Annotated in this window: 10 protein-coding genes; 6 read left to right on the top strand and 4 right to left on the bottom strand. The window is 66.8% G+C overall.

Annotation, left to right across the window (positions count from 1 at the left end; genetic code table 11):
• Positions 1–66: 66 nt before the first annotated feature.
• Positions 67–2,019, top strand: a complete 1,953-nt coding sequence (ftsH, locus tag CHB86_RS19640; protein ID WP_089234816.1) for an ATP-dependent zinc metalloprotease FtsH — start codon at positions 67–69, stop codon at positions 2,017–2,019.
• 100 nt (positions 2,020–2,119) lie between these two features.
• Here the strand turns inward: ftsH and CHB86_RS19635 are convergent, their stop codons facing one another.
• Genes CHB86_RS19635 through CHB86_RS19625 form a run of 3 tightly spaced genes read right to left on the bottom strand, consistent with a single transcriptional unit; the run spans position 2,120 to position 5,687 of the window.
• Positions 2,120–4,036 (bottom strand): potassium transporter Kup, encoded by a 1,917-nt coding sequence (locus CHB86_RS19635; protein WP_089234815.1) that lies wholly within the window; start codon positions 4,034–4,036, stop codon positions 2,120–2,122.
• Positions 4,033–4,668, bottom strand: coding sequence for an exopolysaccharide biosynthesis protein (locus CHB86_RS19630; RefSeq protein ID WP_089234814.1), 636 nt, complete (start codon positions 4,666–4,668; stop codon positions 4,033–4,035). Before CHB86_RS19630 ends, CHB86_RS19635 begins: the two co-directional genes overlap by 4 nt.
• Positions 4,665–5,687: a TerC family protein gene (locus CHB86_RS19625; RefSeq protein WP_089234813.1), complete on the bottom strand. Its 1,023-nt coding sequence runs from the start codon at positions 5,685–5,687 to the stop codon at positions 4,665–4,667. The genes CHB86_RS19630 and CHB86_RS19625 overlap by 4 nt, the downstream gene beginning before the upstream one ends.
• Positions 5,688–6,227: 540 nt before the next feature.
• Between CHB86_RS19625 and CHB86_RS19620 the strand changes: the two genes are divergently transcribed.
• Positions 6,228–6,626 carry a hypothetical protein gene (locus CHB86_RS19620; protein ID WP_089234812.1) on the top strand — a complete coding sequence of 133 codons (399 nt, stop codon included), beginning with the start codon at positions 6,228–6,230 and terminating at the stop codon, positions 6,624–6,626.
• Between the two features lie 170 nt (positions 6,627–6,796).
• Here CHB86_RS19620 and CHB86_RS19615 read toward each other — a convergent pair whose 3' ends face one another.
• Positions 6,797–7,309, bottom strand: coding sequence for a 4'-phosphopantetheinyl transferase family protein (locus tag CHB86_RS19615; protein WP_217898343.1), 513 nt, complete (start codon positions 7,307–7,309; stop codon positions 6,797–6,799).
• Between the two features lie 603 nt (positions 7,310–7,912).
• Between CHB86_RS19615 and CHB86_RS19610 the strand changes: the two genes are divergently transcribed.
• The 4 genes from CHB86_RS19610 to CHB86_RS19595 are packed head-to-tail and all read left to right on the top strand — an operon-like array spanning position 7,913 to position 18,717.
• Entirely contained in the window at positions 7,913–9,586 is a 1,674-nt protein-coding gene (locus tag CHB86_RS19610) for an amino acid adenylation domain-containing protein (protein ID WP_089234810.1), read from the top strand.
• Positions 9,579–9,812 carry an acyl carrier protein gene (locus CHB86_RS19605; protein WP_089234809.1) on the top strand — a complete coding sequence of 78 codons (234 nt, stop codon included), beginning with the start codon at positions 9,579–9,581 and terminating at the stop codon, positions 9,810–9,812. Before CHB86_RS19610 ends, CHB86_RS19605 begins: the two co-directional genes overlap by 8 nt.
• Complete coding sequence (locus CHB86_RS19600; protein WP_089234808.1) at positions 9,809–13,987, top strand: non-ribosomal peptide synthetase; 4,179 nt, start codon at positions 9,809–9,811, stop codon at positions 13,985–13,987. The genes CHB86_RS19605 and CHB86_RS19600 overlap by 4 nt, the downstream gene beginning before the upstream one ends.
• Positions 13,984–18,717, top strand: a complete 4,734-nt coding sequence (locus tag CHB86_RS19595) for a non-ribosomal peptide synthetase (RefSeq protein WP_176442942.1) — start codon at positions 13,984–13,986, stop codon at positions 18,715–18,717. The genes CHB86_RS19600 and CHB86_RS19595 overlap by 4 nt, the downstream gene beginning before the upstream one ends.
• Positions 18,718–18,784: the final 67 nt, after the last annotated feature.

The raw sequence follows: 18,784 nt of genomic DNA, 5'->3' as shown, positions 1-18,784 counted from the left end.
GCGTTGACCTGCGTCAACGCGTGCAGCCTCGAGCCATGGCATCCTCGATCTCGGAGTGGAACAGCCATGTCCGACGACCCGAACAAGCGACCGAATGGCCCCAATTCCCCGTGGGCCGAGTCCATGCTCATCCCATGGGCGTTCGCGCTCCTGCTGCTGGTGATGTTCTCCATGCTGCAGCCCGGAGCCGCCGTCGAAACCGTATCCTACAGCGAAATGAAGCGGTTGATCGGCACCGGTGCGGTTGCCGAAGCCGTGCTCGGCGAAAACGCGATCACGGTCACCCTTGCCGCCGACACGACCGGCGAGGTGGCGCGGTACAAGGCCGTCACGCCCGTCCAGCCGGATCCCGACCTTCTTGCGATGCTGGAGGCCGCGGATGTCGAGATCACGGCAGAGGCGCCCGCAGGCGACTCGCTGCTGCTTCTGTTCCTGCCGTGGATCGTGATCCTGGGCGTCTATGTCTGGCTGCAACGACGGATGTTCAGCCAGATCGGCGGCATCGACAGTCGCGGCATCGGCGGGATGTTCAGCGGGCGTTTCTCGCAACCGACGGCGTCGCACTCGGACACCACGTTTGCCGACGTCGCCGGTCAGGAACAGGCCAAGAAGGAAGTCGCCGAACTGGTGGAGTTCCTGCGCGAGCCGGAGCGGTTCCAGAGGGTCGGCGCGGTCGTGCCCCGCGGCGTGCTGCTCATGGGGCCGCCGGGCACCGGCAAGACGCTCCTGGCGCGGGCGCTCGCGGGAGAGGCCGGGGTGCCGTTCTTCTCCACGTCCGGGTCGGAGTTCATCGAGGTCTTTGTCGGCGTCGGCGCCGGACGGGTGCGGGCGATGTTCGATGCCGCCCGCAAGAGCGCGCCGTCCGTCATCTTCATCGACGAGCTCGACAGTATCGGGCGCACCCGCGGGACGGGTCTCGGCGGCGGCCACGACGAGCGCGAGCAGACACTGAACCAGATCCTCGCCGAGCTCGACGGGTTCACCGGGCGGGAGGCCGTGGTGGTGCTGGCCGCCACCAACCGCCCGGACGTCCTCGACCCCGCCCTGCTGCGACCGGGCCGGTTCGACCGCCACGTGACCCTGAACCTGCCCGACCAGAAGGCGCGCAGGGCCATCCTGGACATCCACGCCCGGGACATCCCGTTGTCCAACACCGCCGATCTCGACGACGTTGCGGCCGGCACGCCCGGCTTTTCGGGGGCAGACCTCAGGAACCTTCTCAACGAGGCGGCGATCCTCGCGGCACGGCGTCAGGGCGACCTTGTCGACGCAGCCGACCTCCAGGAAGCGCGCGACAAGATCATACTCGGCACGGTCCGCACGCTGGCCATACAGCCGCAGGAACGTCACCGCCTGGCCGTCCACGAAGCCGGTCACACGGCGGTCGCCCATTTCACGCCCGAGGCTGACCCGCTCTACAAGGTCACCATCATCCCGCGTGGCCGCAGCCTAGGCGGCACCCACATGCTGAGCCGCGAGGAACACCATACGCTTCCCGAAGGCTACCTCCGGGCGCAGCTCGCGATCCTGCTGGCCGGTCGCGCGGCCGAGCGGCATTTCCTCGGCAGCGTGAGTTCGGGAGCCGACGACGACATCAAGCGCGCGACCGAACTTGCGCGCTCGATGGTGGCCCGCTGGGGCATGACCGAGGAACTGGGGCCGGTCGACCTGCGCCAGAGCGAGGATCACCCCTTCCTCGGGCAGTCCATCGCGCAGCCCCGCGAACATGCCGATGAAACCGCCGCGCGCGTGGATCTGGCCGTGATGACCCTTTTGAAGAAAGCCGAGGCCCAGGCCGAGGACATCCTGTCCCGGAACGAGGACGCGGTCAGCTTCCTGATCCGGGAACTGGAGAAGCGCGAGGTGCTGGAAGCCGACGAGATCCGCCTGTGCCTCGACGCGGGCGAGAAGGTCCGCCCGATGAAGCCTCGCCTTGAGCCGCCCTCGATTTCGGAAACCGGCAAGCGTCCCGAGGATTGTGAGAAAGGCAGCCGGGATGATCCGAGTTCCGGGACCTGACGGCGATTGATGGACGGGAGGGTTTCGCTGCACTCCATCCGGCGCGAGACCGAGCGAACGAATGTGGGGCGCCAATCACGACCCCCCTGTCTCGACCGCATCACACCGCCACCTGTGAACCGAGTTCCACCACGCGATCGCGGGGCAGGTGGTAGAAGTCGCTGGGGTCGGCGGCGAAGCGCGACATCAGGATGTAAAGCCTGTCCTGCCATGCGGGCATGCCAATTTCGGGCCGCGCGACCAGCTTGCGACGGCCGAGGAAGAACGATGTCTTCCGCCCCTCGAAGTCCAGCCCGCGTCTGCGGCAAAGGCCGAGAGCGCGGTTGACGTTCGGGGTTTCCATGAAGCCGAACCTCAGGCGGACGCGGTCGAACCGGTCGCTCAGGCGATCGATCTGCACACGGTCGGCGTCGTCCAGCCTCGGCCGGTATGACGTTTCCACGGTCACCACGATGATGTGCTCGTGCAGGACGCCGTTGTGCTTGAGGTTGTGAAGCAATGCGGGCGGCGTCGCGCTCGGGTCGCTGGTCAGGAAGACGGCGACACCGGGCGTTCGCGCCGCCGAGCCTTTCTCGATGCTCCGGACGAATTGCTCAAGCGAGATGGCCTGCTTGTGGGTCCGGTTGTAGAGTTCGCGCGTGCCGGTGGCCCATGTCCACATCATCACGACGATCGCGGCGCCGAGGAGGAGCGGAACGTAGCCGCCGTCCGGCACCTTGAGGGAATTGGCTGCAAAGAAGGCGCCTTCGATCAGCAGCACCGGCACAACGGTGGCGGCGGCGAGCAGCGGGTGCCAGCGCCGGACGCGATGCAGCATCCGATAGGCGAGGGCGGTCGTCACGATCATCGTGCCGCTGACGGCGATCCCATAGGCAGCGGCGAGCGCCGAGGACGTGCGGAACTCGCTCACCAGCACCAAGACCCCGGTCAACAGCAGAACGTTGATGGCCGGAAGAAAGATCTGGCCGGATTCCGTTTCCGAAGTGTGGCGGATCTCGAAGCGCGGCAGCAGGCCGAGCTGAATTGCCTGGCGGGTCATCGAGAAGGCGCCGGTGATCACGGCCTGGCTGGCGATCACCGTGGCGAGCGTGGCGAGCACGACGAGGCCGGGAAGCGCCCAGGGCGGGACCATGAGGAAGAACGGGTCCGACAGCGCCTGCGGGTTGCCGAGGACGAGCGCGCCCTGTCCGAGGTAGTTCAGGGAAAGCGCCGGGAACACCAGGGCGAACCACGCCAGGCGGATCGGCAGGCGCCCGAAGTGGCCGAGATCCGCGTAGAGCGCCTCGGCCCCGGTCACGGCAAGGAATACCGCGCCGAGGACCACGAAGGCGACGCGCCCGTGCTCGCCGAGGAAGCCGATGGCATGCGCCGGGTTGAGTGCGCCCAGCACTGCGGGTTGCGCGACGATCTGGACGACACCGGCTGCCCCCATTGCCAGAAACCACAGCACGGTGATCGGGCCGAACCAGCGCGCGAGCGGGCCGGTGCCGCCGCTCTGGATGAGGAACAAGCCACCGAGAATACCGACGGCAATGGGCAGAACGAAGGGTTCGAAGACCGGCGTGACGAGCTTGAGACCCTCGACCGCCGACAGCACCGAAATGGCGGGGGTGATGATCGCGTCGCCGAAAAACAGCGCGGCCCCCGCCACGCCAAGGAAGAACACCGCCCCGGACCGCTGCGGAAAGGACTGGACCAGGGCGAAGAGCGCCAGGATGCCGCCTTCTCCGCGGTTGTCCGCCCGAAGCAGGAACAGCACGTATTTGAGGGTGACGATCAGGATCAGCGCCCAGAGCAGAAGCGACACCACGCCCATGATCTCTGCCTGCGTCGCACCGTCGGCGGCGGCCGGCCGCAGGGCCTCGCGAAAGGCGTAGAGCGGGCTGGTGCCGATGTCGCCATAGACAACGCCGACCGCACCCAGCGTCAGCGTGGCCGTCCGGCCAGGCCCGGAGCGGTCCGGGGCGTGCGGAGCCGCCGTGTTCAGCGGCAGCCCGGCAACGGATTGGGGTGTCATCTCAGGATGAACTCCACGACGGCGAAGGCCCCGAGCGAGACCATTCCCGCGACAAGAGCGATGGAGACCAGTGTCATCAGCAGGCCGGCGGCCAGCCAGTAGCCGTCCCGTTCGCTCAGGCCGAGCGCAAGGAGGATGATCGAAAGGGCGGGCAACCCGTTCGCGAAGGGGATCGGCAGGAACAGGAACGTCGACAGGACCAGCGTTGCAAGGCCGATCAGCCGCTCGGCGAAGAGGTGCGAGGACGGCCACCAGCGCGGCCGCGCCAACCTTTCGACCCGCTCGATGTAGGGGCTGGACGAGGCGACGATCCTGGCGAAGGCCGCGCGGTCGATCGAGAGGTCGGCCACCCGGCGCGGCAGCCAGACATCCTGCCGGCCGGTCAGGAACTGCAGGGCGAGGAACATCAGCGGCAGACCGGTGAAAACCGACGAGCCGGGAACGAAGAAGAACAGGTTGGGGATGGCAAGCAGGATCATCAGCGGAGCGAAGCTCCGGTCGCGCAGCGCTGCGACGAGGTCGCCCACCGAGATCCTCTCGCCGCCTCCCGCGACCAGATCCCGGAGCACGCCGGAAAGCCGCTGCCCCGGGTTCTGCGCAACCAGCGGCCGGGCCGGATGGAGCAGGGTCATTCGGAACTCGCCATCGGAGCTGTCGGCGGGAGCGGTGCCGGCACGGGGTCCACCACAGGCGCCCGGGTCCGCCAGAGCGACAGCGCCATGCCGCCGCCAAGGAGGAGGGCGGTGATCCCGAGAGAGATCTCCGCGGGAACCTTCTCGATCCCCATAACCTCGGCGCCGATCACCTTGGCGCCGATGAAGATCAGCACGAGAGACACAGCCGTCTTCAGGTAGACGAAGCGGTGCATCATGGCCGCGAGGGCGAAATAGAGCGCCCGGAGGCCGAGGATGGCGAAAATGTTCGACGTGTAGACGATGTAGGGATCGGTCGTGATCGCGAAGATCGCCGGGATCGAATCCACGGCAAAGATCACGTCCGCCAGTTCCACCATTACCAGCGCGAGGAACAGCGGCGTCACGAAGAGGGCCATCTGCCCGGTCGTTTCCTGCGGCAGCCGCACAAAGAACCTGTCGCCGTGCAGGTCGTCGGTGACCCGGAAACGCGACCGCATGAAGCGCAGAACCGGGTTCTTCGCGACGTCATATTCACCGCCTCCATCGCGCAGCATGCGAATGCCGGTGATTATGAGGAAGGCCGCGAAGAGGAGCAGGACCCACTCGAAGCGCTCGACCACCGCGGCGCCCACCCCGATCATGACGCCCCGAAGCAGGATCACGCCGAGGATCCCGTAAACGAGCACCCGGTGCTGATAGGCGCGGGGCACGCCGAAATAGCCGAAGATCATCGCGATGACGAAGATGTTGTCGAGCGCCAGGCTTTTCTCCACGACGAAACCGGTGAGATACAGCAGCGCCGCCCGCTCTCTCATATGCTGCCAGATCCAGACCGAGAACAGCAGGCCCACGCCAATGTAGAAGGCCGACAGGAGAAGGCTCTCGCGAACGCCGATCTCATGGCTCTTGCGGTGCAGAACGCCGAGGTCGAAGACGAGGAGCGCAAGGACGATTGTCAGGAAGAAGACCCAGGCCCAGGCCGGTTTGCCGAGAAAGTCGAGGAACAGGAGGTCCAATTTTCCACTCCGGGTTCGATGCACTCGCAGCGGCGGTCCGCACCGGCGGCCTGGCCGCGCTGGCGCATGATCGGAACCCGAGCGACGGAGATGTGGGAAGGCGCGGCGGCAATGCAATCGGGGCGGCGAGAAATATATTTTCCGGGTCCCACTTGTAACCGATCCGGCGCTACAGATATCTCATCGGCCCGCCGCAGACCAAACGCCGGAGCGCATCCGCGTCCGGTCTTGTCCCCTTCGACGGACGGTCGTCGCGTCCCCGACCAGGCGGGCCGCAAGAGGGTCGAACTTGAAGGCACCCGCCCGGCGTCCGGTCGCAAGTGAACCCGTGCTCCTCCTGGGGGCCACGGTCGGCTCCGCGCCATTGCTGCCTCGCACGATCGCCCGTTCAGCCCTTGCCCGTGCAGTCTGGAGAGCAGGCGCACGCGATGTTCTGTCCGGTGCGATTGCCGGATCCTCGGGCGCACCGCCTGCTCATCAACCAACAAGAGACATCCCACCGCCTTCGTTTCCCGGAGGCACCAACCCATCGAGGAAGACATGCACCACGCCGCCATCCTTGCCGCCAGCCTCGGCTCCCTCGGCCTCGTCTGCGCGATCTACTACTGCAACATCCTCTCCAGTCCCGGGAGCCGGCTGCGTGGTGAAATGCTCGCGATGATCCTGCTGTCGCTCCTGGTCGGGTTCTTCCCGCTCGGGCTCGTCGGGTCTGTGATCGGCCTCGCCAATGTCCTGACAGGCGGCTTTTCCCTTGCTGTCGTCCTTTCGGCGGGCGCAGACCTTGTCAGCCTCGGCGCGGCCCTCGCGACCCTCGTGGTGTTTCGCGCCCTGCTGAAAGCGACGAACCGCAGGACGCACGCCCCCGATAACGTGACCCCGCTCTCGCCGCGACCCTCGTCGCCCAGTTCCACGTCGGGGACCTTCAAGAAGGCCGCCTGAGGGATCGCTGCGAGGGCAAGAACACGGCTTCACAGACGACCGTCCGCGGGGATGGTCCTTGATGCCGCGACCGTTTGCGAGGCGAAGGCGGCCCTGTCAGGTTCATCCGCCGGCGGGCATTTCCATGAATCGGGCTCGCCCTATGGCCAGTTCCCGGGGACGGGCAGGGGCTAGTCGACGGGCGTCTCCCACCATGGTTGCGACTCGCGGAAGAGCGACAGGAGTTCGTTGAAGGATGAATGCGCTTCGATGATCTGGCCGACCGGCGCCTTGCCGGCGATTGCTCCCGTGGCTTTCCCGGCGGACCGCTCTCCTATGAGGGCAAGTTCGTAGCCGACCCCGTCCAGAGCGCTGGTTCCGGCGTGTCCCGACCAGTGAACCGGAACGGTTCGGGGATCGGTCGACAATCCCGTGCCGGCCGCCTTCAGCACCGCTTCCTTGGCGCACCAGGACCGCAAGGCCGATGGCCCTTGCGCATGACCGGGCAGGGCGCGAAGTTCGTTCAACTCGTTCGGCGTCAGGAAGTGGTCCGCGACGGCAAGCGCGTCGATCTCTCGCGAAACCTGCTCGACGTCGATCCCGATGGGGCCGCCCTGCCGCAGCCCTATGGCTGCCCACCCGCCCGAATGCGAGAGGCTGACCTGAAGCCCGGTCTGTGCCTGACCACGGAGCCTGGGTGCCACGTTGGGCGCGCCGGGGCTGAGGAATTCAAGCGCGGCGGGAGACCGGCGCAACGCCCGGCCGGCGAGAAGCCTCAAGGCAATATGACTGCAGAGATAGGCCCAGGACGACACCGGCTCCCGTATGCGCCGGTGTCGGCTCGTTTCCTCCGGGCAAAGGAGCGATGCTTCGGGCAAGTCGGCATCCGCGGGTGAGCCGAGGGACAGGACAATCGCAAAGGGGGCAGTCTGCCCTTCTGACGTCCGGAGCTCCGCCCAGATCTCCTCCATCCCACACTGGTGGACGGAAACTGGAACGTCCTTGTCGGGCATCCTTGCTGGCATCGGTCCTCGCGGGCTGTCCCGTGGCCATCCTGCGACGGCGTCCGGATTGTGGGGTTACTCTCCCGCCACAGTAGGAGCCGGTCTCCCGGCAATCAAATCCGCCTGTCCGCCGCCGTTGCAGCTCGATCCGCCATGGACGTCCGCATTCGATTTCCGGGCGTCCGGCTGCCCGCAGGCGCTGTTGGGGAAATACATTGATCCGAAAACCTTGCCCAACGTACAATGTTATATGTAGGGGATGTGTAGTCGGTAGTTTTCGGAAAGAGTGGCGTTGTGGGAGGCATGGCAATCAATTCGACGTTGCGGCCCGGGCCGCGTTCATCCTCGCCATTGGGTTCGAAGATGATCCAACCGACTTTTCCCGCTCTTCTCCACACGCCGCTCGGACTCGCGGCCGACGCGACCCCGGACAAGCCCGCCTTCAGGTTCGACGGGGCCAGCCTGACCTATTCCGAGCTCGCCGATACGAGCTCCCGAATGGCGCGAACATTGGTGGAGGCCGGCGTGCGCCGGGGGGATCGGGTGGCTCTGTTTCTCGATCGGTCGTTTCAGGCCACCATTGCGCTCTTCGGGATCCTGCGGGCAGGGGCGGCCTATGTGCCGATCGATCCCGGTGCTTCGCAGCAGCGCGTTCGTGAGATCCTCGATCTGAGCGGTGCACGATGCCTTGTCACCACCGAGGCAAAGCGGGCTGCGCTGCCAGGCGGTTTTCCCGCCAGCATGTCGGCCGTCATCGGCCTGTCGAAGCCGCTTGAGGCAGAGGTCGACGTGATCTCCTGGGAGGAGGCGTTGTCGTCTCCCGACCTCGGTGCGCGCGCGCAGGTCCTCTCGGAAACCGACCTCGCGTACATCATGTTCACCTCGGGCTCGACCGGCACGCCCAAGGGTATCATGCACACTCACGCCAGCGGCATGAGCTATGCCTGTATGGCTGCGAACCTGTATGGCCTTCGCGCCGACGACCGGTTCAGCAACGCCTGCGGTCTGCATTTCGACATGTCGACCCTCGACTACTTCTGCTCGACCCTGGTGGGGGCAAGCACGACGATCATTCCCGATCCCTGGCTCAAGTTGCCGGCGAGCCTCGCGGAACTGATCGAAGCGGAGCGGTTGACGGTCTGGTACTCCGTCCCCCTGGCCTTGCTGCAGCTTGTCGAATTCGGCGATCTTGGTTCGCGCGACCTGAGTGCCCTCAGGATCGTCCTCTATGGCGGCGAGGTTTTCGTTCCGAAGCATCTCGAGACATTGCGACGTCTTCTTCCCGACGCGCTGATCGGCAATGTCTATGGCCCGGCCGAAACAAATCAGTGCACGTGGTTCAACGTTCCGGAAGGGTGGAATGCCGACCGTGGGCCGGTGCCCATCGGTGCCGCCTGTCCCAATGCCGACCTCCTGGTGATCGGCGAGGACGATGCGGATGTCGCCCCGGGGGAGACCGGTGAACTCGCCGTCCGCGCGCCGACGATGATGCAAGGCTACTGGCGGCAACCGGAACTGAACCGGACGGCGTTCCTGGAAAGGGCCGGGGCCGGTGGCGAGACGCAGCGCTATTACCGCACCGGGGACATCGTGATTGAGCGCCCTGACGGAAATCTCGATTTCCTCGGACGCCGCGACCGGATGGTGAAGTCACGGGGCTTCCGGGTGGAACTCGACGAGGTCGAACGCGCCATCGCGGGGTTGCCGATGGTCTCGGAGGCGGCGGCCTTCACGGTTGCGTTGCGCGAGGGGGTTACCGTCATCAGGGGCGCGGCAATTCTGAACCCCGACGAAACGATTGGAGCGCGCGACCTTGCTGCGGCGGTGGCGCGCCTGTTGCCGCATTTTGCCCGTCCGGACCGGATCGAACTCTTGCCGGAGTTTCCGCGAACGGGCTCGGGAAAGATCGATCGCCGGGCTTTGGCGGAACAGTTGTCGGGCGAGGCTCAGGTATCGGGAGTGGTTGGAAATGCATGAGACGATACGGGAGTTCATCGAGGCGGATCTTGTACTGGAACGGGAAATCACCGCCGATGAGCCGCTGCTGCTCAGTGGCATGATCGACTCGCTGGGCGTGATGCGGATCGTTGCCTTTCTGGAGGCGAGCTTCGGCATAAAGATCCCGGCAAGCGACCTGAAGATCTCGAACTTCGGGACGTTGAACGCGATCGCGGCCTATGTCGCCAAAAGGACGGCCGCATGACAGAGCGCGCCGGACATCTGGCCGAGGCGCCCCTCACGTCGCCGCAGAAGATGCTCTGGGCGGGCCAGCAGATGGCGCCGAACAGCCCGCTTTACAACATGGCCTGGCTGGTGGAACTGGAAGGTTCCCCGGACACGGAAACCGTGCGGCGTGCGTTCGACGGCCTGTGCCGGTCGCGAGATGCCTTGCGGCTGGTGATCCGGACTTCCGATGCGGAGCCCGCTCAATACGACAGCGGGCAGCCGGCGGGGCGCTTCGGGGCGGTCGATGTCGAGGACGATGCCGCCGCAAGGCACTGGGCGGAACAGCGGATCGGCCGTGGCTTCGATCTTTCCCGCGAAACCTTCGAGGCTGCATGCCTGCGCACCCGGAGCGGGGACTGCCTCTTCTATTTCTGCCAGCATCACATCTTCACGGACGCCTGGTCCGGCCGGGTGTTGCTGGAGGACCTTGCGGCGCGGATCGCGGCGTTGCGGACGGGCAGGGAGCCTGAGCCCGCCAGCGCGGCGCAGTTCCTGCCACGGGCTCTGGAGCCGCGCCCGATTCCGGACGCCGTGCGCGATCACTGGTCGGCCGTCAAGCGCAACGCCGTCGCTCTGCCGCGCCTCTACGGGCAATCCGGAGAGCCCGGGGAAAGCGCGGCGGCCGTGGTCCGCATCCCGCTCGGGTCGGAGCGGAGCGAGAAGCTCTCGCAGCTTGTCACGCAGGACAGGTTCGCGGCCCTGTCGCGCCATCAGGCCGCGTTCAACGTCTATGCCACGGCGCTGTTGGCGTGGATGCACCGGGTTTCCGGGCAGGAGAGGCTTTCGCTCGGAACGGTCACCCACGGGCGCCATGCCGCGACCGACCTGGATGTCGCCGGATGCATGGTCGAGCTTTTCCCGCTCGCCGCCGCGCTGGACCCGGACGAGACCTTTGCCAGCCTGCACGCAAAGGTCGCCGAAACCGGCATGGACCTGTTGCGGAACGCGGCGCCCGGAGCCAGCACCGCCGGTCTGCAGGGTGGCTTCAACGTCGTGTTGAACCACATCACCGCGAGCTTTGCCGACGTTTCCGGGATCGGGCGCGCGGACTGGCTCGACAACGGCCATTCCGATCCCCGCCACGCGGTTCGTCTCAACGTCAGCGATTACGGCGAGAGCGCGGGGGGCGAGCTCAAATGGCTTTTCAATGCCTCGACCTTTGATGCGCCGCGGCGCGAGGCCGCGCAGTTACATTTCCTGCGCCTGCTCGACCGCTTCCTGGATGATCCCGACGCGCGGATCGGCTCGGTCGATCTCGCCGACGGAGACGATCAGTCGGTCCGGCTCACCCGGCGGCAGGCAGAGATCCGCGCCGAGGCGGCAAGCCCGGTGCAGGACGTGCTGGATGCGTTCGCCAAACACCTCGCCGATGATCCCGACGCGCCGGTGATCGCAGGCGACGGCGGCGATCTCGACCGCAAGGGACTTGCGGCGCGGTCCGATGCCATTGCGGCGGCGCTCGCGTATGCCGGCGTGGGGCAAGGGGACCTCGTGGGCCTGCATCTGACGCGTTCGCCCGACCTGGTCGCCGCCATGCTCGGCGCACTGAAGCGCGGCGCCGTGTTCGTGCCTTTCGATCCGCAGCAACCTGCGCAGCGGCTCGACCGGATCGCCGAGGAGGCGCGACCCGCGCTGGTCCTTTCCGAAGCGGCACTGGCGGAACGTTGGGCGCCTGCGGCCCGCCGGCTCGATCTCGCCGATATCGCGCCGCGGACAGCGGGCACTCCCTCCGAGGGCTCGGCGTGTGACAGGGCCTATGTGATCTTCACCTCCGGCTCGACCGGCACCCCGAAGGGCGTCGTCGTCGGCCGTGCCGCGCTTTCGCGCTATGCCCATTGGGCGGCCCGGGAGTTTTCTCCGGTGCCACGGGCGCGGTGGGCGCTGCACTCGGCCACCGGTTTCGATCTCACGATCACTTCGATCTTCGCGCCGCTGGTGGCCGGGGGACAGATCCGGAGCTATCGCGAGCCGGCCGATGGCCCCGATCTCTCGGTGCTGCGGGTGTTCGAGGAAGATGCGGTCGACGTCGTCAAACTCACGCCCGCGCACCTCGCGTTGGTCACGGAAACGCCGCGCAGGCTGGAGAATATACGGTCACTGGTGCTCGGCGGAGAGGAGCTGACCACGGCGCTTGCCGGCCGTGCGCAGGCGGCCTTCGGCAGGGATGTCGACATCTGGAACGAGTATGGCCCGACGGAAGCTGTCGTCGGCTGCATGTCGCACCGTTTCGACCCGGTGAGCGACACCGGCCGGGCGGTTCCCATCGGCCGGCCTGCTGCGGCAACGGCGATCTACCTGCTCGACGCAGGCGGCAACCCCGCGCCCGACGAGGTGCCGGCAGAGCTCTTCGTCGGAGGCATCGAGCGGCTGGCAGATGGATACTTCCGCAACAGCGAGGCAACCGACGAGGTCTTCCTCCCGGACCCGTTCGCGCCCAGCCGCAGGATCTATCGCACGGGCGATCTCGGCTCCGTCGCGCGGGACGGGACGCTGCGGTACCACGGCCGGCTCGATACCCAGCTGAAGCTGCGCGGCGTGCGGATCGAGCCGGCCGAGATCGTCGCGGCGGCGATGGCGCATCCGGACGTCGGGTCCTGCGTCATTCGGATGAACGCCCCGCGCAAATCGATCGCCCATTGCACGCGGTGCGGTGTCGGAACAGACACCCCGGGGATCGAGATCGACGACACTGGCGTCTGCACCACCTGCTCCGGCTTCGACAGCTTTCGCGAGCGCGCGTCTGAATACTTCGGCGACCTCGGCGCCTTTGCCGGCATCGTCAAGGATCGGGCGCGGTTCCGCAGGGGCGACTACGATTGCCTGATGCTGCTTTCGGGCGGCAAGGACAGCAGCTATGCCCTGTGCCGCCTGGCGGAGGTCACCCCGCGCATCCTGGCCGCCACCCTCGACAACGGGTTCATTTCGGAGGGCGCGAAGGAAAACATCCGGCGGGTCACGGCGGACCTCGGAATCGAGCACCGTTTCCTCTCCACCCCGGCCATGAACGAGATCTTCGTCGACAGCCTGAAACGCCATGCCAACGTCTGCAACGGCTGTTTCAAGACGATCTATACCCTTGGCCTGAAACTGGCGCGGGACGAGGGCATTCCGTTGATCGTGACCGGTCTTTCGCGCGGGCAGATGTTCGAGACCCGCCTCACCCGGGAGCTCTTCGAAACACGGGCACGGAATCCGGACGAGATCGACGACATGGTCCTCGCCGCCCGCCGTGCTTACCACCGCTACCCCGATACCGCGTCGCAACGGCTGAACGGAAACCTGTTCGACGACGACCGGATCTTCGACGAGGTGACCTTCGCCGATTTCTACCGCTATTGCGATGTGCCGGTCTCGGAGGTCTACCGCTATCTCGACGAGAAGATGTCCTGGATCCGTCCGGTCGATACCGGCCGGTCGACCAATTGCCTGATCAACGATGCGGGCATTCACGTGCACAAGACCGAGCGGGGATTTCACAACTATGCCGTTCCCTACAGTTGGGACGTGCGCATGGGCCACAAGACCCTCGAAGAGGCGCAGACGGAACTCGACGACGAGATCGACGAGGCGCATGTCCGGAGCATTCTCGACGAAATCGGCTACGAGATCCGCCGCCCGGACGCCGAAGACAGCGAGTTGATCTGCTACTACACGGGCGAGGCCGGGCCCGGCGACGTGCGACGCCACCTTGCGAAGTGCCTGCCGCGAGAGATGATCCCGGAGCACTTCGTGCACCTGTCCCGCGTGCCGCTGACGGCCAACGGCAAGATCGACGATGCCCGCCTGCCGGCTCCGGCCCGGGGCGGAGGCGAGGAAGCGAATGCCGACTTCGTGGCGCCGGCCACGCGGACGGAGCGGCGATTGGCGGAGATCTGGGGCGAGGTGCTCAACCGCGCCAACATCGGAACGGCCGACAACTACCTGGAGATCGGGGGCGATTCCATTGGTGCGATCCAGATCGCCGCCCGATGCCGCGCGGCCGGGCTGGCGATCTCGCCCATCGACATCTTCCGGCACCAGACCCTGCAGGCGCTCGCGGCTTTCGCCGACGGCGCGGCGGCCCCTCGGGAGGCTGCGAAACAGGTCCGCGCCAGCGTCGACCCGGACAACCTGAAGAAGCTCGCGGCGCTGCTCGGGAAGCCGAAGTCGTGACGGAGGCGCCGCTCGAATTCTCCGGGCTGGAGGATGTGCTCCCGCTCTCGCCCTCGCAGGAGGGGATGCTTCTCCAATCCGTCGCCAATCCCGGCAGGGGGTACTACCTGGGCGTGATCGTCGGATCGTTGCCGGAGGGGCTCGATCGCCCGGCCTTCGAAAGGGCGTGGCAGCAGGTCATCGACCGGCACCAGGCTCTGCGCAGCACGCTCGTCTGGGAGACCCTCGACACTCCCGTTCAACTGATCGCGGAGACATCCACTCTGGAGATCGAGGAACGCGACTGGAGCGACAGAACGTCGGCCGAGGCCGAGGCGGCGCTGGACGATCTGATCTCGGATCTGCGTCGCACCGGGCTCGATATCTCGAGCCTGCCGGCCATGCGCGGTGTGCTGATCGGCTGGCCGGGAGGCGGGTACCGGTTCTGCTGGCTGGTCCACCATGCGTTGCTCGACGACTGGTCGGTTGCCGTGGTGCTGCAGGAGGTCGGAGAGTTCTACGAAGCGGCGACCGCGACCGGAGCGGCGCCCATCCTGCGCGATGCGATCCCGGTGCGCGCGCTGGCCGACTGGCTCGCGGGACGCGACAACGCAGCGACCGAAGCCTGGTGGACGGACAGGCTCGCCGGGCTTCACGCCGAGGGCCGGCTGCCTTTCGATGCGCCGGTGGATGCCGGTCAAGATGGCGCGGGCCCGGCCACGCTCATCCTCGAACGCCAACTTTCCACGGACATCAGCCGCGCGGTGGCAGCCTCGCTGGTGGAGAACCGCCTGACGTTGGGAGCCGCCATCGCCGCGGTCTGGGCGGCTGTTCTCGGGCGGCTGCTGGACCGGGACGAGGTGATCTTCGGAATCGCCACCACGATGCGCCCGGCGGAGATCGAGGGAATCGACCGGGCGGTCGGAAACTTCGTGACAACATTGCCCGCCGGGCTGGACCTGACGCAGTTCTCCAGCATGCGCGCGCTGATCGCCGACCGAATGGAGACCGCCGCGGCCTCGCACGAGAATGCGTCGCTTTCGCTGACCCGCCTCAAGACGCTCCTGGGGGTGGCGCCGAACGCGCCGATCTTCGAATCCATCGTTTCGTTGAAATCCACCTCCGGGGCCGGCAGCGGCAAGGCAGACCTCTTCGACAGCGTTCAGAGCCGGCCGGGCAGCGGCTTCCCGCTTACCATGATCGTCGAACCGGGGGACGCGATTGGCATTCGGCTCATCGCAGATGGACGGCGCATCGGTCAGTCGGACCTGCCTTGCATTCTGGACATGGTCTCGGCGGGTATGGCGGCCCTGCCTGACTCCATGGATCGCCCGCCGCAGGACCTCCCCGTGCTGCCAAACATCTCCGGCGCGGTCAGCGAGCCGGATGTTGGCGACACCGCCGAGCTCGGAACCTTCGGTCTTGTGCACCAAGAGATCCTTGCGCGTGCCGAGGAACGGCCCGATGCGACGGCGGTTGCGACGGGGGAGCGCTCGGTCACCTACCGCGAACTCGTCGAGCAAGCGCGATCCGTCGCGGTCTGCCTGGGCGAGAAAGGGATTGGCCCCGGAGACAGGGTTGCGATCCTGATCACCGTCGGGCCGGACGCATTCGTCGCGATGCTGGGAGCGCTGCTCGCCGGCGCGACCTATGTGCCGCTCAACGCCGAACATCCCGATGCCCACGTTCTGCGCATCCTCGAACATGCGGGCGTCCGGGTCGTGTTGACCGACAGGCAGAACGTGGAGCGGGTCGAGCGGTCGGGCAGGGGGGCTGTTGTCGTCGGCGATCTCGGCAACGTGGGGGGCGACGCAACTTTGCCGGAGGTGTCGCCCGACAGCCCGGCCTACCTGCTCTTTACCTCCGGCTCCACCGGCACGCCCAAAGGGGTTCTGGTCAGCCACCGCAACCTGTCAGCGTCGACCGAGGCGCGTCTGGCTTGGTACAAGGAGACGCCGGAAGCCTTTCTGGTGCTCTCTTCCATCGCCTTCGACAGTTCGGTTGCCGGGATCTACTGGACCCTCTGCACCGGCGGCACGCTGGTTCTTGCCGAACCGGGTGCCGCGCGGGACCCGTTCCGGATCGGGGCGCTCATACAGGCCCGCTGCGTGACCCACACGCTCTGCCTGCCGTCGCTCTACAAGCTGATCCTGGAGGCCAGCGACGCGGGTGCCCTGGTCTCGCTGCAGACGGTGATCGTCGCCGGCGAGGCCGTCAGTCGGGCGATAGTTCACCAGCACCGGCAAAGCGGTGTCACCGCCCGGCTCGTCAACGAATACGGGCCCACGGAAGCCACGGTCTGGTGCTCGGTCTGCGATCTCGGACGGCTGGAAGGCACGGGGCCTGTGCCGATCGGGCGTGCGATCCCCGGCAGCCGGCTGATGATCCGGGACAGCCGGCACCGCCCCGTGCCGCCGGGAATGCCGGGAGAGCTCTGGGTCGGCGGTGCGGGCGTGTCCCTCGGGTATCTCGACCTGCCGGAGGCAACCGCCGAGAGGTTCGTTGAAGATCCGACGCGCGACGGCGGAAAGGCCTATCGTACGGGCGATCGGGTCCGGCGACGCGCCGACGGCATGTTCGAATACCTCGGCCGGATCGACCGGCAGGTGAAGGTCCGGGGCGTCCGGATCGAGCCGACCCTGATCGAGACCCTCCTCATGGACATGCCCGAAGTGCGGGAGGCGGCCGTTGACGCCCGTGGCGAGGACGAGGCGCGGGCGCTCGTGGCCTGGATCGTCGGTGAACCGGAGAACCCGCCCGAGATCGGCGCCTTGGCTGCGCATCTGGCCGAGGCCCTGCCGGCCGCGATGGTGCCGTCGCAGCTACTGATGGTCGATGAACTGCCGCGCACCTCGAACGGCAAGATCGACTACCGCGCCCTCGCCGCGCCGACCGCGCCTATAGCACCGGCGGCCATCGTCCCGCCTTCAAGCGAGACCGAAAAGGCGCTGGCGGAGATCTGGAAGCGGGTGCTCTGGCTGGAGCGGGAGATCGAGCTCGACGAGGATTTCTTCGAACTCGGGGGCCATTCGCTTGCAGCCATGCGTTTGATCACAGAGATCGGCTCGGGCCTCGGCCTGCGGATCCCGGTGGCCCGGCTGGGCCGTCTGACGACGATCCGGCATCAGGCCGTCGCGCTCGATGCAATGCTTGCCGATGCCGACGCGGAGGTGCCGCCGAAGCCGGCGGAGGAGAGAGAACCAGAGACGCAGGCTCCGTCTTCCGCCGAAGCCGACCCGCTCGGAGGCCTTGTGGAGACCGAGCAGGCAAAACTTCACGCCTATCTCACGGCCTGGCCCGACCCGGTGCGCGAGGGGTCTTTGATCTCGGTTCTCAACCGCGACGGCACCCTGCCGCCCCTGTTTTTCTGGTTCACCGCCCGGGCGGATTTCGAGCGCCTCAGCGCGCAGCTTGGACCGGATCAGCCTGTCTACGGCATGCGCGCGGCGAACGGCGTCATCCCGAGCAAGGACACGGATCTCCAGCTTTCGGCCCAGCATCGTGTCGCGCGGCATTACCTCCGGGACATTCTCGACGCATACCCCTCCGGGCCGTTCTATCTCGGCGGGCATTGCCAAGGGGGCATCGTCGCTTTGAATGTCGCCAACATGCTGCTGAACCTGCGCCGGCCGGTGGCGACGCTGATCCTGGTCCAGGGAGAGCCGCCGATCCCCTATTCCGGGCACGTGGACCTGATCGTTGCGCAGCATGCAATGACGAACCCCTACAGCCGTTTCGAACGGCCGGAGGAGACCTGGGACAGGCTCTATCGCAGCTGGACGGTCGACTCGCTGCCCTGCGGGTATTCCGACATGTACTGGGGCCGCAACGAGCGGCTTCTTGCCGGCAAGATCCGAGACCGGCTGGAGCAGGCCCGCAAACGCGGCGGCTGGCCTCTTCCGCGCGGAGCTCATCTGCTGGAGTGGGGGGATGTGAGCGCGCCCGAAACCGCGGCGCGTGGCGCGGTGTTCGAGGTGGAGGTCTCGATCCGGAACCTCGGTCAGGAGGTCTGGACGCCAAGCGAGGGAAGCGGGCTATTCCTTGTCGCCCGTGCAGTCACGGGCGCTCGGCCAGAGATCGCCCGGATTGGACATCGGACACCATTGCAAAGGACGATCGCACCGGGGGAGCAGGCGCGGGTGCCCGTCTCGGTGCGAATGCCTGATGCCGACGGCGAATTCAGCTTCGAACTCGATATCGTCGAAGAGGGGATTTCGCATTTCTCCGACCGCGGCGCTCCGGTGCAGTGTTTCGTGGTTCGGTCGGCGCCTGCCGACCCGGTCCGGGCAGCCGGTCAGGAAAGTATCCCCACCGCGCGGCAGTCGGAGGAAGAGACGCCGGTCAGGACCGACCCGCTGGCCGATTACGTGCACCGGCTCAGGCATTCCAGGACGTCGGGGAACGTGGCGGGGGGACTGGATATCGCGACCTCCGAAGCCCCGGACTACGCCGCTGCACTGATCGAGGAGGGGCTATGCGCCCTCGAAGCCGGAAACGTCGCCGCGGCCGGGCCGCCGTTACTGGCTGCTGCGCGCCTTTCGCCGAAGGATCCCTGGGCGACTTTCGCCCTTGGTCGCCTGAGGCAGGCGCAATCCCGGCCGATCTCCGCCATCCTGCAGATGATGAAGGCAAAGCGCCTGTCTCCCGATGCCGAACTTGCAACGCTTGTGGATTACCACCTCGCCCGACTGAACGCCCCGCGCCGATGGGCCGGGAAACTTGTCGACACCATCCGGCCCCGCAGCCGCTGAGTTTCCCTCCGTTTCCATCACAGGACCCAGAACAGACCGGACCCCGTCAAGAACAGGAAGAGTTGAA

Source organism: Tropicimonas sediminicola (assembly GCF_900188335.1).
Taxonomy (GTDB): Bacteria; Pseudomonadota; Alphaproteobacteria; order Rhodobacterales; family Rhodobacteraceae; genus Tropicimonas; species Tropicimonas sediminicola.
Note: the sequence above shows the minus strand (reverse complement) of the source record. Positions and strands in the feature narration are given on the sequence as shown.